Annotated in this window: 29 protein-coding genes; 6 read left to right on the top strand and 23 right to left on the bottom strand. The window is 37.7% G+C overall.

The annotated features are described in order from the left end of the window. Positions 1–46 precede the first annotated feature (46 nt). From AC3RV6_RS04410 to AC3RV6_RS04375, 8 genes are all read right to left on the bottom strand, one after another. A complete protein-coding gene (locus tag AC3RV6_RS04410; RefSeq protein WP_489748246.1) occupies positions 47–448 on the bottom strand; it encodes a DUF3397 family protein in 402 nt (133 codons plus the stop codon). After that, a complete protein-coding gene (locus AC3RV6_RS04405; protein WP_489748245.1) occupies positions 448–1,365 on the bottom strand; it encodes a ketopantoate reductase family protein in 918 nt (305 codons plus the stop codon). Before AC3RV6_RS04405 ends, AC3RV6_RS04410 begins: the two co-directional genes overlap by 1 nt. Before the next feature lie 122 nt (positions 1,366–1,487). Next, positions 1,488–3,029 (bottom strand): acyl-CoA carboxylase subunit beta, encoded by a 1,542-nt coding sequence (locus AC3RV6_RS04400; protein WP_489748244.1) that lies wholly within the window; start codon positions 3,027–3,029, stop codon positions 1,488–1,490. Between the two features lie 32 nt (positions 3,030–3,061). After that, positions 3,062–3,277, bottom strand: a complete 216-nt coding sequence (locus AC3RV6_RS04395) for an acyl-CoA carboxylase biotin carboxyl carrier protein subunit (protein WP_489748243.1) — start codon at positions 3,275–3,277, stop codon at positions 3,062–3,064. Then, complete coding sequence (locus tag AC3RV6_RS04390) at positions 3,274–4,635, bottom strand: acetyl-CoA carboxylase biotin carboxylase subunit (protein ID WP_489748242.1); 1,362 nt, start codon at positions 4,633–4,635, stop codon at positions 3,274–3,276. The genes AC3RV6_RS04395 and AC3RV6_RS04390 overlap by 4 nt, the downstream gene beginning before the upstream one ends. A 145-nt stretch (positions 4,636–4,780) precedes the next feature. Continuing rightward, positions 4,781–5,539, bottom strand: coding sequence for an enoyl-CoA hydratase/isomerase family protein (locus AC3RV6_RS04385; protein WP_489748241.1), 759 nt, complete (start codon positions 5,537–5,539; stop codon positions 4,781–4,783). Between the two features lie 104 nt (positions 5,540–5,643). Next, the gene (gene rpmF / locus AC3RV6_RS04380) at positions 5,644–5,817 is read right to left on the bottom strand and encodes a 50S ribosomal protein L32 (protein ID WP_489748240.1); all 174 of its coding nucleotides are present in this window, start codon (positions 5,815–5,817) and stop codon (positions 5,644–5,646) included. Positions 5,818–5,843: 26 nt separating this feature from the next. After that, entirely contained in the window at positions 5,844–6,377 is a 534-nt protein-coding gene (locus AC3RV6_RS04375) for a YceD family protein (protein ID WP_489748239.1), read from the bottom strand. 117 nt (positions 6,378–6,494) lie between these two features. On the opposite strand from AC3RV6_RS04375, the gene AC3RV6_RS04370 reads away from it, so the two are divergent. Next, a complete protein-coding gene (locus tag AC3RV6_RS04370) occupies positions 6,495–7,712 on the top strand; it encodes a nucleotidyltransferase (RefSeq protein WP_489748238.1) in 1,218 nt (405 codons plus the stop codon). A gap of 54 nt (positions 7,713–7,766) precedes the next feature. Here the strand turns inward: AC3RV6_RS04370 and AC3RV6_RS04365 are convergent, their stop codons facing one another. After that, positions 7,767–8,813, bottom strand: coding sequence for a SepM family pheromone-processing serine protease (locus tag AC3RV6_RS04365; RefSeq protein WP_489748237.1), 1,047 nt, complete (start codon positions 8,811–8,813; stop codon positions 7,767–7,769). Positions 8,814–8,913: 100 nt separating this feature from the next. On the opposite strand from AC3RV6_RS04365, the gene AC3RV6_RS04360 reads away from it, so the two are divergent. Continuing rightward, positions 8,914–9,801 carry a hypothetical protein gene (locus tag AC3RV6_RS04360; RefSeq protein ID WP_489748236.1) on the top strand — a complete coding sequence of 296 codons (888 nt, stop codon included), beginning with the start codon at positions 8,914–8,916 and terminating at the stop codon, positions 9,799–9,801. 43 nt (positions 9,802–9,844) lie between these two features. Here AC3RV6_RS04360 and coaD read toward each other — a convergent pair whose 3' ends face one another. From coaD to AC3RV6_RS04340, 4 genes are all read right to left on the bottom strand, one after another. After that, the gene (gene coaD / locus AC3RV6_RS04355) at positions 9,845–10,327 is read right to left on the bottom strand and encodes a pantetheine-phosphate adenylyltransferase (RefSeq protein ID WP_489748235.1); all 483 of its coding nucleotides are present in this window, start codon (positions 10,325–10,327) and stop codon (positions 9,845–9,847) included. Between the two features lie 10 nt (positions 10,328–10,337). Beyond that, positions 10,338–10,886 carry a 16S rRNA (guanine(966)-N(2))-methyltransferase RsmD gene (rsmD, locus tag AC3RV6_RS04350; RefSeq protein ID WP_489748234.1) on the bottom strand — a complete coding sequence of 183 codons (549 nt, stop codon included), beginning with the start codon at positions 10,884–10,886 and terminating at the stop codon, positions 10,338–10,340. Next, positions 10,883–12,322, bottom strand: coding sequence for a hypothetical protein (locus AC3RV6_RS04345; RefSeq protein WP_489748233.1), 1,440 nt, complete (start codon positions 12,320–12,322; stop codon positions 10,883–10,885). The genes rsmD and AC3RV6_RS04345 overlap by 4 nt, the downstream gene beginning before the upstream one ends. A 183-nt stretch (positions 12,323–12,505) precedes the next feature. After that, positions 12,506–12,778, bottom strand: coding sequence for a YlbG family protein (locus AC3RV6_RS04340; protein ID WP_489748232.1), 273 nt, complete (start codon positions 12,776–12,778; stop codon positions 12,506–12,508). A 132-nt stretch (positions 12,779–12,910) separates the two neighbouring features. Between AC3RV6_RS04340 and AC3RV6_RS04335 the strand changes: the two genes are divergently transcribed. Then, entirely contained in the window at positions 12,911–13,822 is a 912-nt protein-coding gene (locus tag AC3RV6_RS04335) for a glycerophosphodiester phosphodiesterase family protein (protein ID WP_489748231.1), read from the top strand. Positions 13,823–13,945: 123 nt separating this feature from the next. Here the strand turns inward: AC3RV6_RS04335 and AC3RV6_RS04330 are convergent, their stop codons facing one another. Continuing rightward, positions 13,946–14,389 (bottom strand): YlbF/YmcA family competence regulator, encoded by a 444-nt coding sequence (locus tag AC3RV6_RS04330; RefSeq protein ID WP_489748230.1) that lies wholly within the window; start codon positions 14,387–14,389, stop codon positions 13,946–13,948. A gap of 79 nt (positions 14,390–14,468) precedes the next feature. Beyond that, a complete protein-coding gene (locus AC3RV6_RS04325; protein ID WP_489748229.1) occupies positions 14,469–15,944 on the bottom strand; it encodes a UDP-N-acetylmuramoyl-L-alanyl-D-glutamate--2,6-diaminopimelate ligase in 1,476 nt (491 codons plus the stop codon). Positions 15,945–16,133: 189 nt separating this feature from the next. Between AC3RV6_RS04325 and AC3RV6_RS04320 the strand changes: the two genes are divergently transcribed. Then, complete coding sequence (locus AC3RV6_RS04320) at positions 16,134–16,862, top strand: amino acid kinase family protein (RefSeq protein WP_489748228.1); 729 nt, start codon at positions 16,134–16,136, stop codon at positions 16,860–16,862. Between the two features lie 21 nt (positions 16,863–16,883). On the opposite strand, the gene AC3RV6_RS04315 is transcribed toward AC3RV6_RS04320, so the two are convergent. Next, positions 16,884–17,942 (bottom strand): CAP domain-containing protein, encoded by a 1,059-nt coding sequence (locus AC3RV6_RS04315; protein WP_489748227.1) that lies wholly within the window; start codon positions 17,940–17,942, stop codon positions 16,884–16,886. A 145-nt stretch (positions 17,943–18,087) separates the two neighbouring features. On the opposite strand from AC3RV6_RS04315, the gene AC3RV6_RS04310 reads away from it, so the two are divergent. Together AC3RV6_RS04310 and ytvI are read left to right on the top strand one after the other, a co-directional pair. Beyond that, a complete protein-coding gene (locus tag AC3RV6_RS04310; protein WP_489748226.1) occupies positions 18,088–18,456 on the top strand; it encodes a YugN family protein in 369 nt (122 codons plus the stop codon). A gap of 95 nt (positions 18,457–18,551) precedes the next feature. Then, the gene (gene ytvI / locus AC3RV6_RS04305) at positions 18,552–19,610 is read left to right on the top strand and encodes a sporulation integral membrane protein YtvI (protein ID WP_489748225.1); all 1,059 of its coding nucleotides are present in this window, start codon (positions 18,552–18,554) and stop codon (positions 19,608–19,610) included. Between the two features lie 313 nt (positions 19,611–19,923). Here ytvI and AC3RV6_RS04300 read toward each other — a convergent pair whose 3' ends face one another. From AC3RV6_RS04300 to cyoE, 7 genes are all read right to left on the bottom strand, one after another. Continuing rightward, positions 19,924–20,142 carry a DUF420 domain-containing protein gene (locus tag AC3RV6_RS04300; protein ID WP_489748224.1) on the bottom strand — a complete coding sequence of 73 codons (219 nt, stop codon included), beginning with the start codon at positions 20,140–20,142 and terminating at the stop codon, positions 19,924–19,926. A 17-nt stretch (positions 20,143–20,159) separates the two neighbouring features. After that, positions 20,160–21,074: a cytochrome c oxidase assembly factor CtaG gene (ctaG, locus tag AC3RV6_RS04295; protein ID WP_489748223.1), complete on the bottom strand. Its 915-nt coding sequence runs from the start codon at positions 21,072–21,074 to the stop codon at positions 20,160–20,162. A gap of 198 nt (positions 21,075–21,272) precedes the next feature. Next, positions 21,273–21,623: a cytochrome C oxidase subunit IV family protein gene (locus tag AC3RV6_RS04290; RefSeq protein ID WP_489748222.1), complete on the bottom strand. Its 351-nt coding sequence runs from the start codon at positions 21,621–21,623 to the stop codon at positions 21,273–21,275. Position 21,624: 1 nt separating this feature from the next. Beyond that, complete coding sequence (locus AC3RV6_RS04285; protein ID WP_489748221.1) at positions 21,625–22,251, bottom strand: cytochrome (ubi)quinol oxidase subunit III; 627 nt, start codon at positions 22,249–22,251, stop codon at positions 21,625–21,627. Next, positions 22,251–24,125: a cbb3-type cytochrome c oxidase subunit I gene (locus AC3RV6_RS04280; RefSeq protein WP_489748220.1), complete on the bottom strand. Its 1,875-nt coding sequence runs from the start codon at positions 24,123–24,125 to the stop codon at positions 22,251–22,253. Before AC3RV6_RS04280 ends, AC3RV6_RS04285 begins: the two co-directional genes overlap by 1 nt. Before the next feature lie 31 nt (positions 24,126–24,156). Then, on the bottom strand, positions 24,157–25,239 hold the full coding sequence (gene coxB / locus AC3RV6_RS04275; RefSeq protein ID WP_489749186.1) for a cytochrome c oxidase subunit II: 1,083 nt from the start codon (positions 25,237–25,239) through the stop codon (positions 24,157–24,159). Between the two features lie 98 nt (positions 25,240–25,337). Further along, positions 25,338–26,255, bottom strand: coding sequence for a heme o synthase (gene cyoE / locus AC3RV6_RS04270; protein ID WP_489748219.1), 918 nt, complete (start codon positions 26,253–26,255; stop codon positions 25,338–25,340). Between the last annotated feature and the right edge of the window lie 152 nt (positions 26,256–26,407).

Below are 26,407 nucleotides of genomic sequence, written 5' to 3'. Positions count from 1 at the left end.
GTATAGCATTTCAAGTTCCTTGATTGAAAAGTAAATGCTTGAAAAGCTAAATTGGTACGCTAATATAATCAATTATTTTCAGTAAGACTCCACCGATTAATAAAAATATATAAACAATTGCCAATACGATAAACAACAGACGCCACACTCTTCTTAGTAAACGAATAATTCGGAACTCTTTATCTTTAATTCTCTCAAATATCGCATAGGCGATTGTCGTAATTAAAGTAAATGTGATCATCAAATAAAAGATTTCTATGTCGAATACAGTACGAGTTACAATATAGACAGAAATAAACAAAAATGGTGTTGTTAAATCAGCGGTAGTCCCAAGAACCGATATCGGCCTTTTACCTTTTTTCTTTAATAGTAAAAATGCTAGAAATGATACTAAGAACGGAAATAAGATAACCGTAGCAAACATAACGGAAAACATTGTACCTACCATTATAATTCCCTTTTTTCTTGAAGCGCATAAAGCATTTTTTCCAACATAAAAAGTAGCGGTAAAGCTTTATTATTTTTATTTGCTTTAGCTATAACCGATGTCACAATCGTATCAATTTCCATTTGGCGTCCCATTTCACGATCTATTAGCATTGACGAGCGATTTCTCGCTGTGTTCTTACAAACCATACGTGCTGATTCGAGTGTAATTTCAGAAATCATCTCTGGAAAAGCAGCCATTAACTCTTCATATAATTCTTCAAACAACACTCGGCAGTATGTATTTGTTAAAAGTTCACCATTTTCCACTTGTAATATCGCTGTAAGAGGATTAATCATACAATTTATTAGCGCTTTCCTCATTAAAATATGCTCTGCATTACAATGCCTTTTCACCGGAAAGCTGTCTGAATGAGTCGCTTCCAATAAATCGAACCGTGTTGCATCGCCTCTACCAGCTCCAATCATTAACATCCCAACGCCATTATGAATAACTGTTCGATCATCAGTACGTAATGCACCGTGTTCAACTGTGGCAAATGCCAGATGCGGTAAACTTGTCTGATTCGCAAGCACAAAATGGCCAATTCCATTTTGAATAAATAATACAGGTGAAGTTACATTTTTTTCAGCCATAAGTAGAAGCAGCTTTGGAACATTAAAGGACTTAACAGCTAAAATCCATAAACTTTCAAGAGGTAATTCAGAAAAATCTGTTACTGCATTTACTCGTGTAACTGTTTTAGTTCCATCAACATTTTCACGAACAATGCCTTTTTCTGAAATGAGCGAAGCCTGCTCCTTTCTCCTTACAAGCATCGTCACTTCTATTCCTTTCTCTGCTAAAAATGAAGCGAGCAACAAACCGACTGAACCTGCTCCCGCAATAATAACACCCTTGATCGCAATTACCTCCAATACAAAAGGCTCGCAAAAAAGCGAGCCTTTTTTTATATTTTTAGGAAACTATAAGTTTTTAATCCTGTGGAGAACTTATTACAGAACGATTACACTTCTAGAATGAAGTACATTTATTGTTATCATACAGGATAAACAGGATGCTTACGCGGTGGTTGCGGAAGCTCTTTAGTACTGTATAGTCTAAATCGATCCGCAAGTACTTCGCGCAAACTAGACGGCGATACAATTTCATCGATTATAAGTTCAGACGCCATTTTATAAATATCTATCTCTTCTGTGTATTCTTTATGCTTTTGTTGAACAAACGCAAGCTTCTCTTTAGGATCCTCTATTGCTTCAATGTGATTTGAATAGACAGCGTTTACCGCAGCTTCAGGACCCATTACAGCGATTTGTGCGGTCGGAAGCGCTATACAGACATCAGGTTCAAATGCAGGTCCTGCCATCGCATATAACCCAGCTCCATATGCTTTTCGAACAATTACGGAAATCTTCGGCACTGTAGCTGAACTCATAGCCATAATAAGTTTTGCACCGTGACGAATAATTCCCGCACGCTCCACACTTGTCCCAATCATGAAACCAGGCACATCTGCCAAGAATAGAAGCGGAATTGAAAACGCATCACATAAATTAATGAATTTTGTCGCTTTATCAGCCGAATCAATGAAGAGAACGCCGCCTTTTACTCTCGGTTGATTGGCGATAATTCCAACAGTTTGTCCTTCAATGCGTGCAAGTCCAGTAATAATTTCAGACGCAAACAATTTCTTCACATCAAAGAAACTACCTTCATCTATTAACGCATCAATCGCTTCATACATATCAAACGGCGCATTTTGATTTTCCGGAATTATTTCTTCTAACGTTCGCCCTACCTTCGCCGCAACTGTTTCTTTCAAAGCGGGTTTTTCTGTAAAGTTAGCTGGAAAATAAGCAAGATAACGGCGAGCTTCTTTAATTGCTTCCTCTTCGTTTACTGCCAGAACATCTCCACAACCACTTACAGAACAATGCATGCGAGCTCCACCCATTTGTTCGAGCGTTACTTTTTCGCCAATTACTTTTTCCGCCATACGCGGAGACCCTAAATACATCGAAGCGTTACCTTCAACCATTATCACAATATCGCAAAATGCTGGAATGTAAGCCCCGCCAGCAGCTGAAGGACCAAATAATATACATATTTGTGGAATAAAACCAGATAATCTCACTTGGTTATGGAATATCTTACCGGCACCACGACGATTCGGAAACATGTCAAGTTGATCAGTTATTCTAGCACCGGCTGAATCAACTAAATAGATCATAGGCACGCGATTCTTCTCAGCTATTTCCTGAATCCGAATAATCTTCTCAACTGTTTTCGCCCCCCACGAACCTGCTTTTACAGTTGAATCATTCGCCATGACACAAACAGTTTGACCATTCACTTTCCCCATAGCCGTCACAACACCGTCAGCCGGAAGATCACCCGCTTCATAATTTGCAAAGCGACCGTCTTCTGTATAAGCACCGTCGTCAAAAAGTAGTTCAAGACGATCTCTAACGAATAGCTTATTTTGTTCTTTTTGGCGTTCGTGGTACTTCGCGTGTCCACCTGCGTATACTTCTTTTATTTTTTCTTCAAGTAGTTCATTATATGCTTTTTTCTCAACCATTCCCTTACACCCCCGATAATTAAATTAGCTAATTATTCCCCTAGCGTTATGAGTAAATCGTGTTCATTAACAAAATCGCCAACTTGTGCATTGATTGCAGATACTTTCCCAGCAGTTTCTGCCTCTATAGGAATTTCCATCTTCATTGATTCTAGCACCATTATAACTTGTCCAGCTGTTACCTCTTCGCCTACCGCCACGTTAACAGTAAAAACCGTTCCAGCCATCGTTGATTTAATTTGTGTCATTTTAATTGCTCCTCTTTTCGTTTTTTCGACCATTCAGTCAACACTTCAGTTGTATAATTACCTGTTCGGAAACACTCATCTTCTAAAAAGTTTATAAATAAAGGAATATTTGATTTTATCCCCTCGACTTCGACGTCTGAAAAAAATACTTTAGCCTTTTCAATCGCTTCATCTCTTGAAGTGCCGTGAACAATAACTTTTGAAATTAACGGATCATAGAACGGTGTGACTTGACCATTCAAAGCATATCCATCATCCACTCTCACGCCTTCTAAGTTACCCCAATTAAGCTTAGAAATCGTTCCTGGTGACGGCATAAACGTAACAGGATCCTCCGCATATACTCTGAACTCAATTGCGTAGCCATCCAATATTATATCATCTTGATTAGTCACTGGTAGTTCCTTACCTCTAGCTACTTCAATTTGCCATTCAACCAAATCAAAGCCTGTTACCTCTTCAGTTACGGGATGCTCTACTTGTAACCTCGTATTCATTTCAAGAAAGTAAATCTTTTCATTCTCATCAACAATAAATTCAACTGTTCCAGCATTTGTATAATTAACAGCCTTCGCTGCATCAATAGCTGCAACATATAATTGTTGCCTTGCACTTTCAGTTAAATCCGGTGATGGAGATTCCTCAATCACTTTTTGATTTCTACGCTGTACAGAGCAATTTCTTTCGAATAAGTGCACGATATTCCCTTTTTTATCTCCAAAAATTTGAACTTCAATATGTCTAGCAGATGTAATAAACTTCTCAAGAAAAACAATATCATTTCCAAAATACATTTTGGCTCTACTTTTTACAGATTCAAACTGTTGACTGAGCGCTTGCTCATCCTCACAGCGTATCATACCTACCCCGCCGCCCCCAGCACTCGCCTTTAACATGACTGGGTAACCAATTTTAGTAGCCGCCTCAACAGCCTCAAGCAAGGTAGAAACACCTTCATCTGTTCCAGGTACAACCGGAACTCCTGCTGCTTTCATAGTCAATCTAGCTTCAATTTTATCGCCCATTTTACGGATTATATCAGCGTCTGGACCAATAAATAGAATACCAGCTTCCTCAGTTAAACGAGCAAATTCAGCATTTTCCGATAATAAACCATAACCTGGATGAATTGCGTCTGCACCAACTCGTAAAGCAAGCTCTATTATATCATTCATCTTTAAATAGGATTGCTGGACTGGCGAAGGTCCAATTAAATAAGCTTCATCCGCTTCTTTTACAAAAGGCATATCTTTATCAGCTTCTGAATAAATTGCGATCGTCTGTATATTTAGACGTTTACACGTAATTATTATTCGTCGTGCAATCTCCCCACGGTTCGCAATAAGTATTTTTTTCATATGTTTTCCCCCTTAGCTATATGAAAATGAATTCTTCCATTCCCTATTAGTCTATACGATATATGAAACCGGTTTCAAGCTTTCTTTATAATAATCATTGTTTTTATTTAATTCAGAACTCGCTTACTCATTGACACATATTATTTTATTTTGCGCTAAGAAATTGTTCCACAGCTTTATGATGCGCTTCACTTTCCCACAAAATTGAGCAATTACGGGATTCCTCTAACATTCTATCTCTCATAAAATCCGCTGTCCATTTACGCAACGCAACGCTTTTATAAGCTTTATGAACTGACGGATGGATGTTTGCCATCTTTTCGAGAAAATTATTCAGGCCCTCTTTAGGTGTACCCTCAAAAAGTTCCGTTGCCCATTCATTCTGCAACATATCATCTGCCGTGTGAACAGCCGCTTCAGATAATAGACGAAACACTCTATCATGTTTTCCATCTTTTTCAAATAATAAAGTTGCGCCTCCCCATCCTGTTGTAATCGCTAATGAACCTTGAACGAATCCAGCCTTAGCATCGCGTGACATCACGCGGTAATCACATGCAGTCGCAATTTCGCAACCACCACCAATTGCTGTGCCGTTTATAAGTGCAATAACTGGTATAGGTAGTGTAGCGAGTCGGTATAACAGGCCAGACATCCTACTTAACATCGGAAACGCCTCATCAGCTGTACGGAATGCATGAAATTCAGACAGATCCCCACCTGAACAAAATGCACGGTCACCTGCCCCAGTAATTACGGCATACGATATCTCTTCATCGTCTACTACCTTATTTATAAATAACTCCAGACCATCCATAACTGCATAGTTAATAGCATTTCGTCTTTCAGGTCTATCAATCGTAAATGTAGCTATTTCCCTATCAACCGAGATTAGGTATGACAATTTATTACCTTCCTTTCGTCTATTCGTTCTCAATATATTATTATACAGAAAAAAGGCCCCAAGAGCCATGGACTCTCGGAACCTTTAATATAAGCAAATCTAGATTATTCGCTTATAATTTCTTTACCTTTGTAATGACCACATGATTTACAAATGTGGTGCATTAATTTAGTTTCGCCACAGTTATCGCAAGTTGTCATTCCTGGAACTTGTAATTTAAAATGTGTACGGCGTTTTTTTGTTACTGTTTTGGACGTTCTTCTTTTTGGTACAGCCATCTGGGGCACCTCCTTAAACGAATTACTTATTCGTCTTTCTTATCAAACAAGTTTGCCAATGCGGCAAGCCTCGGATCCACTTTTGTTTCTTTTTCTTCTTGGAGCCGAGCATTGTAAATCTCGTCGGTCGAATAAGACCAACCTTTTCCATCAATCCGATTCACATTTTCAGCATCTTCGCTGTAAATTTGAAGTGGAATTTCGAGAAGTATTAGCTCCTCAAATACGGGGGTTAAATCAACAAAATCTCCGTCAATTTGACGGATTTCATCTTCTGTCTCAATAGCCACGCCATCCAAACTGAATCGTTCTACAGATTCGATGACAAATGGAAATTTGACATCTTCCCACGTTCGGGCACAAGGTAAGGTCATCGTTCCTTCAAGCCGGAATCGACAAGTAAGTTCACTTGTGCCGATTTTACAACTTCCGGTTACGTGGATAGGCGCGATTGCACGGATTTCTTCATGCCGTTTCATAACGGAATCAAGGTTTACCATTTCATCAATCGGCATATCCCCTTGCCTGTATCTCTGCAATTGATTGATTGACCATTTCATGTCGATCACCTCAAGACAACATTCTTGATTATATAATGGGTGAAAAGGGATGTCAAGATATTTTCTTGTCACATCACAAACCGCATCAGTATAATTAGTATATAGTATAACAAAGGAGTGACGACTTTGAAAGCAACAGGACTAATTGTTGAATATAATCCATTTCATAACGGACATATTTACCACGCGCAAAAAGCTAAAAAAGTTACAAATGCTGACGTTTTGATTGCCGTCATGAGCGGAAACTTCCTACAGCGCGGTGAACCAGCATTTATTGATAAATGGGCTAGAACGAAGATGGCACTTCAGGGTGGCATCGACTTGGTCTTTGAACTACCGTATGCATTTGCAACAGCTCATGCACCTTCATTTGCTAAAGGAGCAATACAAGTCCTAGATGCTGCAAGGTGTCAGGCATTTTGTTTTGGAAGTGAAGAAGGAGAAATAAAACCTTTTCAAAATAGCACAGAGCTAATCAAGCTTCACAAAGACACCTACGAGCGAATAGCGAGCGAATCTATGAGTCGCGGCCTGAGTTACCCAAAAGCGCTAAACGAAGCGTATCGATCTATCAGCGACTTGAGCGCTAGCAGTCAACCGACAGTAGACTTAACAAAACCAAACAATATTTTGGGGTACCATTATATCCAGGCTGCACAAGCCATTGATTCGGATATGAACGCCTTCACAATTCCAAGAATGGGCGCTAATTACCATGATGATGTCGTAGTAGGAAGCAAAATTGCTAGCGCTACTGGTATTAGAAATTCTTTTTTTAATTCTGATAACCTTGAGTCAGTGTGCAGCTTTATGCCAAGTACTACAACTGAAGTATTAAGCAGTTGGCAAACGAACAACGCTTCATTTGGAAATTGGTCAAATTTTTATCTTCTGCTTAGATATACAATTATTAGAGAAGGTCCCGAACGCCTCTCCACAATTGCCGATATTTCGGAAGGTATAGAACATCTTTTCTACCGTGCCGCTAAAAACAACTCTACTTTTGAAGGGTTTATGCGCGAGGTGAAATCTAAACGTTACACTTGGACACGTATCCAACGTATGCTGACGCATATTTTCACCGGATTTACTTATGAACAACGTCTTGCAATTCCTGCACCTAGCTATTTACGTCTTCTCGGCATGACTGAAGCTGGTCAATTTTATTTAAATAAAAATAAAAAACGATTTGGATTACCACTGGTTAGTAAAGTAGCAAACTTTTCTAATGAATCGCTTCAAATGGATATTCACGCAGCAGATATGTATGCGCTCGTAAATACTCCTTCTAAAATAGGAGCCGATTACAAAACATCGCCAATTATTATTAATTGAGCTTTATCCAAGGAACGTTTTTCAGTGGCCTCCTATGGATAAAGATCTATTTCTTCACTTTGGCTCTAACTTTACCAAATACTCAAGTGCATCATCAACTGTTTTGACTGGAACGATTTTCATTTTCGTTCCTATTTTTTTTGCCATTCTTACCGCTTCTTCGTAATTTGTTTCTAAATGTGGGTTTTTAGCAAGTACTTCTGCAGGTAAATCATCATTTGGCGCAAAAAATATTTCCACATCATCACGGTCCGCAGCTATAATTTTAAAGTCCGCACCGCCAATTCTACCAACAGTACCGTCCTCTAACATCTCACCTGTACCGGCAATGTTATAACCTTTTGTCATATCTACATCGAGAAGTTGGTTCATGATTTCTAAAGTGAACATTAACCCGGCAGATGGCCCACCAATATCAGCCGTATGAATCTCGACTTCGGGATCTGTTATCAATGTCCGATCCTCTTGGAATCGAACGCCTAGTCCTACTTGTCCGTCACTTCCAGGTATTTCTTTCAGTTTTATCACAACATCTAAAGATTTTTCTTCCCTTTCTAGAATCATGTCAATTTCTTCGCCAACTTCTTTGTCTGCAATTAAATCAAAAAAATCTCCCGACTTCTCCAATGTAATTCCATTAACAGAACGGATTTTATCTCCCGCTTCTAATAACCCTTCAGCCGCACCTTCTTTTAATACGTTTACAACAAATATTCCATCGTATTCTTCCTCAATAGATAAATCAGCTTTTTTAAAGGCAACAGATATTGCATTAAATTGCGAATCAGTCATCATTTTCTTTTGTCTAACACTGTATTCTTTATCATTTTCATCCGGCTTTCTAACATTATCGGCCGGCAATAACTTCCGGGTTGTAGTCACTTTAGACAACAAATAACTTACTACAGTTGCTTTCGATAATGAAATAGTCATTAAACTAAATGTACCAACATCGTCCTCATCGCCGCCTTGTACTTCAACTAAGGGTGCGAGGTCATAAGCACCTCCTGGTTGTGAAATATATGAATCCAATGGATAAATAAATAGCGCTGCGAGTATGATTAATACTATGGTACTAAAACCAATCCTTTTCATATTCATTTTTTGCACCTCCAATAATTAATAGCATGTACTTTTTTCACATATATATAATAATAATTAAAAAAACGAAAGGAGCGAAGTGTTTGGTCGCGTCAACTATATGATTAATATTCTAATCATTTGGGGACTAATTATACTGTTTCTCTTGCAGCCCGGCGTTGCGCACGACGGAGCCGAAGCTGGTGCACAACTATTCGTCCATGCACTACTCCCTTATTTACTACCTTACATTATTTTAACGCAGTGGCTATTAAAAATGTATGTATCTACTAAGAAAAAAACACTTTGGAAAAGCTCCTTAAAAGCTTATGTACTTGGCTCTTTCGGTGGATTCCCTGTAGGTGCTGTAACTGTTTCTGAAATGAGAAAAAATGAAGAAATTTCCCATAAACAAAGCGGACTCCTTCTTGCAGCCTGCCATGCACCTGGTCCCATGTTTATAATCGGATTTGTTGGAACTGAATTATTCGGCGATATTAGCAAGGGATGGAAGTTACTAATCGCAATTCACATTGCAAATATTGCTTTCTTACTAATATCTTTGATTTTTGTTAATTTAAATAATGAAATACAACCGATAAAAGTAGATCCTCAAAAAAAGGTAATTGATATGCCACTTCTTGCCGCTATAAAGGAAAGTTCAAATATTATTATTCTAGTCGCAACAACTGTTATCTTTTTTTCGTCGCTTGGAACCGTTCTCTCAAAAAGTATTGCGCATATTTTCACGGTCGATGCAAGTACTTCCCAAACAATTACATTATCTATTTTTGAGATGACCTCTGGTATTCAGACGGCAACAATGAATTTTAGTGAGCTTTCCATTTTCCCATTACTCATCGCCGCTATCATTTCCTTAAATGGATTAAGTATACACATGCAAGTAGTCGTCATCTCAAAATCTGCTGGAATCTCCTTGCGACCTTACATTCTTGCAAGACTTTGGAACTTTATTTTGGTACCTGTTATATTCTACCTTATTCTTTAAAATTGAAGAGGCTACCATGAAGAATCTTCACGATAGCCTTTTTTCACAATGAGAACTTTTCTTTTAACGCAAGTTCAACTTGTCGAGGAACAAGTTCTGAAATATTTCCCCCGTATTGCGCAACTTCTTTTACAATACTTGAACTGAGAAAGGAATATTGATTATTTGTCATGATAAAAAATGTTTCTATATCTTTATCCAAAAAACGATTCATTGAAGTAATTCGCATTTCATATTCAAAGTCAGAAACCGCTCGCAGTCCACGCACAATTGCCGCTGCTCCAATACTTTTTGCAAAATCGACGAGTAGACCTTCAGAAGTTAAAACCTTCACATTCGGGATTTCAACAGTTACTTCTTCGATAAGCTTCTTACGTTCTTCAACTGTGAATAGAGACTTTTTAGATGAATTATTTGAAATCACGACATTAACATCACCAAAAACTGCTGCTGCACGCTTTATTATATCTAGATGCCCATTCGTTAATGGATCAAAACTACCCGGTACAACCACTGTTTTCGACATTCGTAATACCTCATTTTCTATAAATTGAAATTGCGCTGTTCCCATAAACCGTACAATTTACTTTCACATACGAACCATACGCCTCTGGCAGATTGGTTCGCTTCTCATGCTCACAAACAATTATTGCATTACTCGAAAGAATGTTTACATCTACGAAACTTTGTACCAATTCATAAAACTGTTCCTCCGCATAAGGAGGATCTATTAATAATAAATCAACTAATTGACCATTCTTCTCCATTATCTTCACAGCGTTTCTCGCATCTGTCCGCTGTATATGTACAACATCTGTATACCGACAAAATTCAATATTTGAACGAATAATTTCAACTGCCTTGCTACTCTTTTCAAAAATAAACGCTTTATCTGCTCCCCGCGATAAAGCCTCAAGAGAAAGAGCCCCACTGCCGCCAAACAATTCTACAACGACTCCACCGTTAAAATAAGGTCCTATTCGGTTAAATAATGATTCCTTAACCTTATCTGAAGTGGGACGCGTATCTGTTCCTTTTAATGACTTTAAATGTAATCCTTTTCTATCCCCAGCAATAATTCTCAATTGATTGTCTTCTCTCCTTCAAACTTCACTCTAGGTATAATATCTATTTTCTCTGCCGTTTTCTCTATACCTAAGATGAAAATACGAATGAGTGGTGCCTCTTCGAAGTAAAATTCATCCCCAATTCGTTCAAACGGGACTGATTTCAAGCTATATTTCCGATCGTTATAAACATAAAATGGTTCTTTTAAAGGGAATCGGAAGCTTCTGTCGACTCCGTCAATATAGAGTGATTGTTCGTTTGACGAAATATCGAATCCAAGCTCACGCATTATTCTTGTTGCTGGGTATAGCACTTTACCATCTTTAATAATAACTGCAACATCTGTACTTTCTTCTCCGTCTATATGAACTTTACGCGTATCTTCAAGTAAAAACGGAAAAATTGCTGCATCATTATTATTTTTAATTAAAAAAGAAGTTTTATAACCTGTTATTTCTTCAATCGCTTCATCCAAAAATGACGCACTAACGGTTTTCTCCTGCATTTCACTAATCTTACTAATTAATTTTTCAAGTTCTTCCTTAGTTAAATTATCAACAAGTGCTTCATAAGTAATAGTTGATTTTTCTATTCCAATTGATTTCCCACTTAAAAGAGACGCAACAACTTCCACAGTTAATTGCTCCTCTTGCGGAATAGAATAACGTTGTCCAACTTGATCAGCAATCAGTGAATTAGCTATCTTATCGCCATCTAATTCATTAGTAACCTTAAAACTCTTTGATACAACAGGTGTACTACTGGCATCCACTACAATGGTCGTGTGTGGTGCTTCAATAGATTCCAATACGGCTTCTGCTCTATCAAACGCCTCTAAATTCGTATCCGTACCGAAAACTGAAAGCTTATCTCCCTCGTAAATGGATGGAAGTAAATTCTTTTGCCAATAAAGATCCGTTAGCTCCCCATGACCACTAAAGAAAGAGTAATTAATCAAGGGCCTTTCTTCGTTACCAAGCAGCTCAAGTCCATTTACCCATAATCCACCAATACCTATTTCATCAGATAAATGTAGAAAATTCGACGTCGCCTCAGAATCAGCTAATGTCGCGAAAACCTTTTTAAATAAAGTCGACTCAACCATCGGTTCTTCTTTTGGAATGAAGTACATAATAGATTGCCTATCTTCTTCTCCTTCTTGAAATGAAGCAGAAGAATCATCTAACCTTGAACAAGCGTTAGTTTCCTCTAAATAGCAAGAACGATTCGTGCTTGATTCTGGCCAAATGATTTCGTACTTACTATTTGACAACCTACTAAAATGATGTCTTATATATAAGCCATCAGCACGATTCGTAACTTCAATTTCCTGTGCATATGTTAGGTGGTCATTATCTTTCGCCGTTACAAATCCCGAGCTATTGTAATGCATATAAAGTAGTAAGCCATTGACGATAACTAATAGGATTAGCGTTCTAGCAAAAAAATTCAAAATACACACCTCCGTCCAGAATAACAATTACTACTTTTACTACTTAGTTCAATCAATTTCATAATAGTGTTTTATTGCTACACCACCACAACATATAGTCGAGTTAGAACGTTCTCGAACAATATGTTGTTCGTTGTAGCAAGTTAAGGTCATTATGAAATTAATTCAGTTATTTAGAGAATTTTAAAGTCCTGCCTTATAATCATACTCTTTCGCTTTATCAGGCTTTGCATTCTCATACTCAGTTTTCAGAAAAGGTCTGTACGAAGGGATTACTTTTTTCACGGCCGGTAACCGCTCTACTTGACTAATAACTGTTTCAACATCCACTTCATTACAATAAAGGACGACATATTTCATCTTTTTAGATATATAATGAACATGACCAAATTTTCTAAATGATTTGGCCTGTCTCAAGTGGTGAAGATAAATGATTACACCTTGCCGATCAACCATAGATTTCGCCTCTTTTCTTTATCTTTACTTTACCATATGTCTGAAATGCGCTGCAACATCTATAGCTGACAGCGTAACACTTTTAACCTATAATGGGGGAAGTACATTAATTTAGATGAGGGGGATTCATTAATGGATAGAAAAAGAAAAGTTGCTCTTACCGTTGGTGCCGCTAGTGTTGCAGCTTGGGCAGCTTCGAAAGTTGTCGCTAAACCTGTTCCACGCATTGGTAAAAAAGCACTTGAATTTGAAAAGCCTGTCGTTCTTGCTAATCGTGGTGGGTTTTCAGAAGCACCTGAACATACACTTGCTGCCTTTACGAACTCCGCAACGCTCGGTGTACATGGCTTTGCAGTTGATGTCAGGCTAACTAAGGACGAAGAAATTGTAGTTTTTCACGATGAATTTGTTGATAGAACAACTAACTTAGCTGGTAAAGTATCTGACTTCACGTTAGCGGAATTAAAAAATGCGGATGCCGGTTACCATTACTTGGATAAAAATAAAGAACTTTCATATCGCGATAAAGGAGAAACTTTAATGTCTCTTCAAGAATTACTTGAAAGTTTCCCACATATGTTTATTACTATAAATTTAAAAGATTCTCCAAATACCTACGAAGGGAGTTTAATGCCTTCAAAGCTTTGGAGACTTATTGAGGAGCTTGGTGCTGAAGACCGAATCGGGGTAACAAGTACATACGAAGAGCAAACTGACCGGTTTAATTTGTATGCACAAAGCCGTATCGCAACAGGCGCAAGCAATGAAGAAGTAAAAAAAGCCTATGCTGCCTATACAAGTCAATTTGGTCATCTTTACAAGCCTGGCGCTGACCTATTTCGTATTCCAGAGAAATTCGGAATCTTCCCACTCGGTACAGAGGGTTTTATTAAATTCCTGACAAAACTAAATGTGCCTGTATATTTTGAAGATGTAAAAAGTAAGGAATCTATTATTTCACTGTTAAAAATAGGTGCAGCTGGATTTATAACAGACTCACCATCACTTACAATTAAAATTGTTCAAGATTATGCTGGCGAATAAAATCAAAGCTGTCCTTTTGTAACAATTATCGACTAAAGGACAGCTTTTCAAACTAACTAATGAAGACTTTATTCAATAAAATGCCCTATCACCGATTTACTCGGTAAATAGGGCATTTTTTAATTAAGCTGAACAAGAACATCCGCCACCGGTACCACAACCGCTGCTGCATGAAGAGTCAGCAAAGAATGCATTTCCAAGTGGTACTTTAACTGACTCAGACACTGAATTGGCGATAATCGTACTAACTTCATCATAGATATACTGTACTTCATTTTCAGCCAGCCTTAGCGCAGCTACCTGTTCATTTAAGTCAAGCTCTCTTTTCTGTAAGCGAATGCTTTTCATTACTATATTATAATCGGGATGATAGCGTCCGAATCGTTGTACTTCCTCATAACGCTCCTTCATCTCCGTGAACTCTTTAATTGATTGTACTAGTGCATCATCTGAATAAACCGCTTCGTGCGCCTTGCGGTATTCATCCATCATTTCTGAAGAAAGTAAGAATCCCGTAAGCTCTTCTCCTTGCTCAATGATGGTGAGCCATTCATCAGTCATCATCATATTATTATCCCCTCCAATCATAACCATCATAACAGACTTTATATAATCCATACAGAAAAAACATTGCCTTCCTCTATATCTATATTTGAAATTTTTCCATCAGTGCTTTTTCCGCCTCTTCTAAATCCGAAAAAGGAAGAATACCTTCTGCAGTATGCTGTGTTTTTTCATGACCTTTTCCAGCAATTAGTACGATATCTCCAGATGCAGCGTATTCAATAGCACTTTTTATCGCTCGCCTTCTATCTGGCTCCACTATCATAGCTGTACAAGATTCACCAAAACCTTCAGTGACCTCCTGAATTATCGTTAAAGGGTCTTCATTACGAGGATTATCAGACGTTACAAAAACACATGATGAATATAAAACAGCTAACTCTCCCATCACACTCCTTTTTCCTTTATCCCGATTTCCGCCACATCCAAACACCGTCAACAGTCTTCTTTGACATACTATATTCAGCGAAAAGAGCACCACTTCAAGCGCGTCAGGTGAATGTGCATAATCAATCACAACCGTGATCCCGCCATGCTCAATACGTTGCATTCTTCCTTCTGGCAAGGTTAGTGAAGGTATTATTGGTAAGAGCTCTTCTAAAGAATAACCTAGACTAAGTAATGCACCAATTGCAGCAATCGCGTTGATGCGATTAAATTCGCCTAGCACTAAAAGTTTTAATTCCCCTTCTTCCGTCCCAGATTTAACTATAAACTTGTGATCACTAAGATTAAGACATACATCTGCTCCATGTTTTGTTCCAAAATAAGTACACGGCTTTGAAGAAGACACCATCATTTGTACACACTCTGCGTCATCGCTATTAACGACGAGTTGCTTTGCCAATCTTACAAGATTTTTTTTAGCTTCAATATATTCCTTTTTTCCCCCATGCTCATCATGATGATCTGAACCAACATTAAGGATAATTCCGATATCAATTGCACAATGTTCTAGTCTAAACGACGAAAGTCCAAGCGACGATGCCTCAAGTACGACATGAGTGACCCCTTCTTCTTCACATCTTTTCAATAAAGAATGGAGATACGGTGCCGGTAACGTTGTCATATCTGGCACCTTAAACTCAATTTTAACGTCGTCAATAAAGACTCCGGTCGTTCCGATTACTGCCGTTTTCACACCAAGTTTTTGCAATAATTGTCCAATAAAATAACTTACTGTCGTCTTACCGTTCGTACCTGTTATCGCAATTATCGTCAAACGTTCTGAAGGATTCCCTGATAGAATAGCACTCGCATGCGATAAAAACATTCTGCAATCCGGTACAGTTACGACTGGAATATGATTCGGAACAGGCTCAAGAAGTGGCTTATCAATAATAATCGCAGCAACACCATATTTGATCGCTTCTTTGACATACATTGAACCATCATTTGTTTTCCCAGATCTTGCAACAAATATATTTCCTTCGTTAACATTTTTTGAGTTTTCAGTTACACCCGTAATTTTCACCCTAAATTCCTCTCCAACAACCCTACACGGCCAGTCTTTAATTAATTCTGTTAAAAGTAGCAACAAAATCCCCTTCCCGAACATTTTTACATCCGCCGAATATATTGAGAATGAACCTTCTGTATACGGTGTTAAAGGGATTCTTTCCCCCCATATAGTAATGCTTCATTATTAGCTTAACCAGTAAGTAATTCTCAACAAGTATTAATCGACGATTTACATTATCGTATGAAGAAGGTGCAAAGAACGACACGAAGAAAGTTGGGAACGCCTATGATCGTCCAAAAGTTTGGCGGAATAGCTATGCAAGATGAAGAAATGCGAGAAAATTGCATTAAGCAAATAAAGGAAGGTGTAAGTAAATACAGCAAAGTAGTCGTAGTAGTCTCTGCAATGGGCCGACTCGGAAACCCATATGCAACAGACAGTCTCCTTAACCTAACAAAATCATTCGCACCATCAACGCAAGCAAGTGATCTTGTCGCTTCATGTGGTGAACTTATTGCGACTTCCGTGTTGTCTGCCGAGTTGCATCAATCGGGAATGAACAATAAAATACTTCACGGTAAACAAACAGGAATAATAACTGCAGGTGAATTTGGCGATGCTTCAATTATTCGAATTGACCCCACGACAATCATCAATCATCTAAATCAAGTCAATTGTATTTTAGTTCCTGGTTTTCAAGGAATGGATGAGTTTTCAAATGTCATGACACTTGGTAGAGGAGGAAGTGACTTAACAGCTATTGCACTCGCATCAGCATTGGGTGCTTCACACACTGAGTTTTACAAAGATGTCCCCGGAGTTATGACCGGTGATCCTACAGTAATGCCAGATAGCCTTAAAATAGATAAAATATCTTTCGAGAAATTCCTAGAACTCCTTGAGTGCGATAATCCGATTATTCAAATGCGAGCAGCTCAGTACGCAAAAAAAACAGCGATACCTCTATACATAAGAGGCATCACTGGAACAGAAGAAGGAACATGGGTTTTTTAGTAATAAGCTAATTCACTAATACTATTCATCGTTTTTTAATATAAAAATTTGTGTATACACATTTCCATATGCACCAACACCTAAATTTGTATAACTTTCGTTAAGTAGTACTTTACGGTGTGCGGCAGAATTATGCCAGCCGTGCACCGCTTCAATCGCATCGATATAGTTAGTAGCAATATTTTCACCAGCTTTACGTTGTTCGACCAATCCTTCTTTTAATCTATCCGAAAGACTAGCAGGTTCAACAGAGCCTTCTGATAAATAACTTTCAAGTGCAAGACTTTTACTATGCTCCTGAGCTAAGCCATCAAGTGCTAAATCATTTTGGAGTTCAGGAACATTATGATTCCCTCTATAGTAATTCGTCAACTCAAAAATTTGTCTTTCAGCCGCACGATCCACTTCAACTTGTTTAGTAGAAGATGGTGAATCTGCCACAAGTAATTTCCCCATAAACGTCATTTCATAAGGTTGATGAAGGACAAGTGTTATTGGATCGATAAATCTTACGCCTTCTAGTTTACCGCTACTACCATCAATATATAACTGTGCATACAATCCTTTATATACAATTAGAAGACGTGTTTGTAAATCATTACTATTCAATGAGAATGTGTAAATATTGTCTTCAATTTCAACATTAATTTCAGATTCAACAATTGTAAAGCGATAAATATCTTCAATATCTTGCCCTATTTTAAAAGGTGTAAGATCAGTTTCCAACTCAGACGTGTATAGCTGATTGACAAAAGCACCATCTGTTATACCAGCCATAAACTTTTCTTCTCCTACATAAATCCACCATTCATAACCAAAACTTGAAGGCTCAATACGATCCGGCTCACCTTTCTCAGCTAAAAGTTCTTCTGTACTCTTACCGATGAAAGTAGATAGACCATTTGCTGGTCGTGACGTTTGCGAAATGACCTCGCCCACACCTTTTTCTTGAACCGGTACAGCCGACCCTTGCTTCACAGGCGCATCCAAAAGGTTGTTTTCTTTCACATGATCAGTTGTATAATAAACAATAAATAGAGCCACTATAAGCAGGAATGCTATTCTTATTACTACCTTCAATAAACTCCCTACTTTCATATAAATACTTTTTTACACATTTGAATACTACGTACACAATGTTGTCATTGCAACTATAGTGGAATTGTTCTATTATAGATAGGTATAGAAAATTGGATAATTGATATATTGAAGGAGGACTTGAATTATGTATATTGAAGATACAGGCATTGAAAATATTGTTGCCGACTTATTTATATTGGATGACATTATGCTAAAACATGACCTAATACGTGGGGGTCAATGGGATTACGAACGGGTGACTTACGATAAAAAGTATTTAATCAAAGATGACACGTTCTACTTACGTATTTTCGGATACACTACTGACGGTGACGTTGATACGCGTGATGCAATCATGAACCTTAAAAAGCCTGTCGTTGGTAAGTATTACTACCCGTTCGGTATTGAATACGGCGAAAATGAAAACTTCCCGAAAAGTCTTTTAAAAGATTGCGAAGCAACATTAAAAGCTGTAAACGAAGCGCTTAAACAATATAACTTAAAAAAAGTATAACACTGTTAGTCCTATCGGAGAACATATAGTTCTCCGGTTTTTTAAACTTCAATAAATTAATTAATAAACGAGCAATCAGTTTGGAGAGATGAACAATGAATAAGTGGTTTTCAAAACGCAATATGATTCTTGTATTAATTGCAGCCATCACTATTCTAATTTTTATTTATATAATTCCGGTATCAATACCAATCATTGTAGCACTACTTACCGCAATAGTTATTGATCCTTTAGTTCTTCTAGTCCAAAGAAAATTTAAATGGAAACGTAAGCTAGCTGTCATATCAGTATATATTTTTATTTTAGCACTAATTACCTCATTAGCTTATTTTACTGTCACACGGCTAATTGGAAAAATTATTGATTTTACGATAGCTGCACCAAGCTATTTTAACACATTATCAGGTAAATGGATTGATATGCAAGATAAACTATTTGTTTACACAGACAGTTTACCACACGATGTTATTGAATCCATTCAAATTGAGTTTAAAGTAATTTTTGATTCAATGAGAGTTGCTGTTCTAGACCTTTTGGATTACGAAAACATTATGTCGCTTATCACTAATGTTCCTAACTTTTTGGTTAGCTTAATTGTTTTCACCATTGCTCTATTCCTTTTCATGCTTGAATTACCAGAGCTCAAAAAGAATATGTTCAATCATTTCACTGAAACAACTGCAGAAAAAGTCCGCTTTATGGTAACAAAACTAAACTCTATTTTATTAGGTTTTATGAAAGCTCAAATTCTTGTGAGTTTAATAATATTAGCTGTTACATTTATTGGTTTACTCATTATTAAACCTGAGTATGCAATCGTTATGTCCCTTGTCATTTGGATTATAGACATTATTCCAATACTAGGTTCAATTATCGTTCTCGCACCCTGGTCAATCTATTATTACCTAAGTGGTGATATTTCTAGCGGAACACAACTAGCTGTGTTAGCAGCCATCTTATTAATAATTCGAAGAACAATCGAGCCAAAAGTCATGGGGTCACAAATCGGTTTAAAACCACTGCCTACGCTAATCGCCATGTTCATCGGTTTAAAATTGATCGGCTTCCTCGGTTTCTTCGTTGGACCACTTGTTGTTATCTTATTTACAACAGCACGCGAAGTGGGTATCATACGAATAAATTTCAAATTATAAAAAGATGCTTCCGTAATTAACGGTTCTTTGTCAAATGACGTTGGTAAGAATAATAGCCAACCATAACTTAGTTATTGTAGGGCTATCCAAGAAGTCAGTAAAGCTGATTTTTTAGGATAGTCCTTTTTCATATAGTCTTCCATGTATCCCGTTGTTTTCCGTTCCAGATGGACGCTTGGAACGGAAACCGGCGGGTAGTAGGATTACCTTATCCAATATACTTATAAAAAATGACGTTAGTGAAGATCCTCCTCATCTCCCTTTAAAGGGATGGGGATTTTCTTTCACCAACGTCATTTATTGTACAACCTAATTAACGGAAGCATCTTTTTAATATCCAAGAATAGCTCTTATCACTGAAGTAGTCTCTCCTCCAGTATAGAAAAGCATAAAGAAGTAAATAGACAGCTCCCCCGGTAATCACAATAAGGAACCACATTAAACTTGTGATAGGTTCTAATTTACGATGCCGTTTCAGATTATTCTTTAAATCTGCACGAATTGTGATTACACCAAGAACTGCAACAGTCATTGCAACAAGTAAAGTACTTAACTATACATTGTTAAGTTTTGTCTTTCAAGCAAATCTTTTCTAGTAATTTCATCAGCATTCTTTCTCTCATCTTGTGCCCAAGCAAAGAAAACCTTACCAATTACAACTACGTAAATAAGTTCTTGCGTAACCTTCATCAGAATACCACCTAACTGCTGATCATATAAGCTAGACATATTCGTGAATAGCTCCGGACCAGATATAGACAGCCCTTGTAATGTTCCAGCGGGCACACAAAGCGCCATGGCCTTTAACCAGGCCTCTCCACTAGTATACGTTTCATATACTGGGACATCCGCAAAGATTATAAGTGTACAAGCAGGCGTAATTAAGATTGCACTTAGAATAACATAGCCAATCTTCTTCAAACCATGAAGCTTTGGCTGATCCTCAAGTGTATTCACAACCGGCCACCACAAGAATATCGCGGAAGCAAATAGTGTAATTGTAAAAACGGAGTGAAATAATAAGCTCATCTTCACGTTATCAAGAACCATTGGATAATGATAAATTGAAAATGCAAAAGTAAATAACATTAAACTAATAATCGGTTTAGTGAAAAATCTAAAGACCCGATCCACTAACTTTATACTAAACACTTTTTTCCATATCCAATTCGGTATCCCCATAATTAAAAATGGTGCAACGACAAGCAAGAGTAACGCCATTTGCATCATATGAACAGAGAATAAAATATGACCAAGCAAATCAACGGGTGAACCTTTTATTACATATAAAAGCACCATTCCACTTAGAAAGTATACGATCTCGCGTCTTGTAATAGGTGTGGTATTTTTAAACCGATCACGCCAAAATATAGTAATTAAAAAGTACAATAGGACGAGCACGACAATTGTCAATATAAACCATGGGCTCCATAAAGCTCGGAAACCAAATATACTTAAAGGCATTTAGCCATCGCTCCTTCGATTTTTGTCTTTCTACAGTATAAGTCCTATTTCAATATAACTCAATGTACGAAGTATGACAAAAATATATATTGTTATGGGATTAATAATAACTAAGGCTCTACATGCACAATATCAAAACATAAAATAATTAATAAAGAAAAAGCCTGCGGGAGAAAAAATCCGCAGGCTACTTTTATCTTAATTCCACCAAACAATTGTGATGAAAGTTAAAATAATTAGGAATGCAGTTAAAATACCACAAACCATGAAAAGTAACGGTGTACCGTGACCTTCCTCATTCATATGCATAAAATAAAACAGTTGTAACCCGCCTAATATAGCTGCAATTAGCATAATTACCGGTATTACGAAGTACTCCGAAAATCCAACAGCTCCGGATTGATAAAGCACAACTATACTAAATGAAACAAGTGTGAAGAAAACCATTAGCGCAAACATAACAATCGTGCTGCGCATGGATTTTCTAGCACGTCTTTGGATAAGATCATATTCGCCTGGAGACTTTTTATAAACTTCGATATCAGCCATATTAACCTACCACTCCCATCAAGTAGACTACAGTGAAGATGAATACCCAGACAACATCAATGAAATGCCAGTACAATGAAAATGTATAAAATTTTGGAGCATTATACAAGTTCAAACCACGTTTAGAGTTACGGAAGATTAATAATGTAATCCACACTAACCCTATCGCAACGTGAAAACCGTGAGTTCCAACAAGCGTAAAGAAAGCTGAACTAAATGCACTATTACTAAACACGAATCCTAATTTTATATAGTGAACGAACTCATACACTTCAAGCATTAAGAAACCAAGTCCAAGAAATGCTGTTATAGCAAGCCATAGTTGCATCTTCTTAAAATCATAATTTCTTAAATGATACATTGCATACACACTTGTTAATGAAGATGTTAGTAGAAGCATCGTCATAACAAACACAAGCGGTAGTTCAAAAAGTTCTTGGGTACTGAACTCAAGATTAGATGGTCCTCTGTTTTTTAGCGCTAGATATGTTGCAAATAACGTTGCGAATAAAACAGTTTCTCCACCAAGGAAAAGCCAAAAACCAACAAATTTATTTTTTCCTTCGAATGTTGCTACTTCAGGCTTATCAGGCCACGTTTCAGGGGTGAATTTTTTATTCAAATCCATTATTTTTGTCCCCCTTTACGTTTCATATCATTCAAAATCTCTTCTTTCGTAACATGATATCCTAAATCATCTTTCAATGATCTAACAGACATCGCAACGAAAATCCAAGCTAATCCAAAGATAAGAAGTGGAAGTCCCCAAGATGTTTCTTGGTGGAACATTGCTCCGAAACCAGCAATAAACATACCAAATGCCATTAAGAATGGAATAATTGAACCATGTGGCATATGGATATCTTGTACAGGTACAGCAGGAGTTATTCCAGATTCATTACCTTCAAGCTTTTCAATCCACACAGTATCTAAACCACGTACAAGTGGTGTTTGCGCAAAGTTATAATAAAGTGGTGGAGATTCGATTGCCCATTCAAGCGTTCGTCCATCACCCCATGGATCGTTTGCAACACGTACATTTTTCACTGATGTAATAATAATATTTATCACAAGTACAATTACACCAATTGCCATTAATAATGCGCCTACAGAACTAATGTAGTTCGCAACATTCCATCCTTGTCCGTCCTGATAAGTCCAAACACGACGTGGCATACCCCAGAATCCTAACCAATGTTGAATCAAGAATGTCAAGTGGAAACCAATAAAGAAAAACCAGAACGTTACAAAACCTAATTTTTCACTTAACATCGTACCAAACATTTTAGGCCAGTATAAATGAACAGCAGCTAATATACCTAATACAACTCCACCAACAATTACATAGTGGAAGTGAGCAACGATGAAATAAGAATCATGCAATTGGTAATCAAGTGGTGCTGCACCTTGCATAACTCCCGTAACTCCACCCATTACGAATGACGGGATAAAACCAATCGCATAAAGCATAGGTGTCGTAACTTTAATACTACCGCCCCACATTGTAAGCAGCCAGTTAAATATCTTAACTCCGGTAGGAACAGCAATTGCCATAGTTGCTACTGCAAAAATAGCATTTGCAGTTGAACCAAGACCTACAGTAAACATATGGTGAGCCCAAACCATGAACCCTAAAAATCCAATAAGAACTGTTGCGAATACCATTGTTGGATATCCAAATAGTCTTTTCCGTGAGAACATCGAAAATATTTCAGAGAAAATACCGAAAGCCGGTAATATCAATATATATACTTCAGGGTGACCAAAAATCCAGAAAATATGCTCCCAAATTATCGTGTTACCACCCATAGTATGATTAAAGAAGTTCCCGTCAAACATTCGATCGAATGTAAGGAAGAACAATCCAACTGTAAGTGGAGGGAATGCAAATAGTACCATCGCCGAAGCAACAAACGTCGTCCATGTAAATAATGGCATACGCATATATGTCATTCCTGGTGCACGCATATTAATAATTGTAACAAGGAAGTTAATCCCCGATATAAGTGTACCACCACCAGCAATTTGTAATCCTATCGCATAAAAATCTACACCATGTCCTTCAGATGTAATTGCCAGAGATGCATAAGAAGTCCATCCTGCATCTGGCACCTGACCTGTTAGCCAAGATACGTTTAGGAACAAACCACCGAATACAAACATCCAAAACCCTAATGAGTTAAGAAATGGAAACGCTACGTCACGCGCACCGATTTGCAGTGGCATAATCGCGTTCATAAAACCAAATAAAATTGGCATGGCAGCAAGGAAAATCATGGTCGTTCCGTGCATAGTTATAATCTGATTAAACACGCCTGCACTGACAAGATCGTTATTCGGCGTTAAGAGCTGTGCACGAATAATCATGGCTTCTATTCCACCAATAACGAAGAACATTCCTCCGCCTAGAAGATAAAGAATACCAATCTTCTTATGGTCGACTGTTGTCATCCAGTCCCATAACCAAGCCGCGCGGCCTTTCTTTTGAGCAACTGAACTCACTTTCTTACCTCCTCGTCAAATTCAAATTACATTACTTTTCAACAGATAATCCCATTAAGTATTCTGCAAGTGCATCTAACTCTTCATCTGAAATCTGATCTTTTCCGAATGAAGGCATGATGTTACCTGGTTTATACAATTGGGTATCTCTGACCCACTCTTTAATTGACTCTTCAGTGTGATCCATATATCCAGCAACTCGGTTACGATCACCAAATGAAGCTAAGTTAGGTCCTATAGCACCTGTTTCACCTACACCAGATGTTGCGTGACATGAGATACAACTCTGTTGGAATACTTCTTCTCCAACACTTACGTCAGCAACTTCAGACGTTTCAGCTTTTTCATCACCTGTAGCTTGCATAGCTGCTACCCAGCCATCAAATTCCGCTCGAGGTAATGTTTTCACTTTAAAGTCCATAAGTGAGTGAGATGGTCCACAAAGTTCTGCACACTTACCATAGAACACGCCATCTTTAAGATCCTTAGAATCTTTTTCGAAGATAAGATAAAACTTATTAACGTTTTCTACGTTGTTATCTAGTTTACCGCCAACCGCTGGTATCCAAAATGAGTGCTTTACATCCGCGGCCATTAGGTTAAAGTAAACTTTTTCATCCATTGGTACGACAAGTTCTTGCGCAGTAACAATTCCTAATTCAGGATATTCAAACTCCCACCAATAAAGTTTCGCCGTAACATCAACAACTAGATTTTCGGCTATTCCTTCATCGTCAACAGCTCCCATTGCAGTTACATCGCCAAGTTTATATGTGTAATAAACTGTCGGCACAGCAAGTACAAGAACAAGAATAATAGGAATGACTGTCCATAAGATTTCTAACGTTTCGCTTCCTTCAACTTGTTCAGGAATATGGTCTTCACCCAATTTCGAACGTCTGAATTTTACAAGTGCAACTACATAGATAATCACTACTACTAAGATTACAAGTAACATGATCCCTGAAGATAATAGTAGCAAATTAAATTGGTCCTTAGCGACTTCGCCCGCTGGAAGAAGCGTCGATAATTCTTCTTGGCCACAACCTGCTAGGAAGATAGTTAAAGCTGCTAGAAGAGAAAAGAGACGCCACTTTTTAAGTCCTTTCATCATCGCCAAATCATACCTCTCTTTCTAAAAATAATTTCTTTGTTTTGAGGACTGCTAACCCCTTTATATGAATTCCTATTCAAAAGAAAGAATTCCGACTGTTAGATAAATAACGAAAATATGATTATCGATACGAATAATATCGTCATATAATTGAGCGAGTATACAAACATACCTGTTGCCCACTTCAAATCATCTTTCGCTTTGAAACCTCTTATTGCTAAGTATAGCCAACCAACGTTAAGTATAGATGCCAATATTAGAAATCCCATTCCAAGTTCTGAAAGTAGAAACGGTAATGGAAAAAGTAACAGTATCCAACCTAACATAGATTTCTTCGTTCTGGCAAACCCTTTGACAACAGGAAGCATCGGTATATTCGCAGCCCGGTACTCCTCTGTTCTACGCATAGCTAACGCATAAAAGTGTGGGGGTTGCCAAATGAACATGATTAAAAATAAAGCCCATGCCCCAGCCCCTAGTGCTGGCTCGACTGCCGACCAGCCAATTAAAGGCGGTATGGCACCAGAAATACTACCCACAACTGTATTGCTAACATATTTTCTCTTTGACCACATAGAATAGAGCACTACATAACTAAAAATACCCGCAAGTCCCCACAGACCCGCAGAGATTGAAGCAGAAAATAATAATACTTCTCCTAATAAAATGAAAGTGAGCGCAAGTGCCAATACAGCAGGTGCTTTAAATCGACCAGTAACTGTAGGCCTCGTCTTTGTTCTCGACATAACCGGATCGATATCACGATCAATTAAATTATTTAGCGCTGCTGATCCCGCAATAATTAAACCCGAACCAGCCAGTGCGTAGAAAAGTAAGTCTAAATTATTAAGGAAGCTCATACCACTCAACTGCAAAGCCAAAAATATTCCTGTGAACACTGTAATCATGTTCGAATTGACTATCCCAATTTTAATGAGCGCCAAGAAATCTTTTAGCAGCGATACAGTGACAACATCTGCTTCCGCAGTAGTCGACAATGCACGACCGTTTGACATATTTCTCCTCCTCTCAATATTATCAATAGTTATCTATTCCCCTTACTATATCGAAATTCCAGTATAATTTCTATACATATACAAAATTCTCTTTGAATGTTGTAAGAATCCGACACATTTGTTCCGCTACACTCTCTATAGTAAATCATTTC

The organism is Sporosarcina sp. So3-204 (genome assembly GCF_058068165.1).
This window is presented reverse-complemented; position numbering and strand designations above follow the sequence as displayed.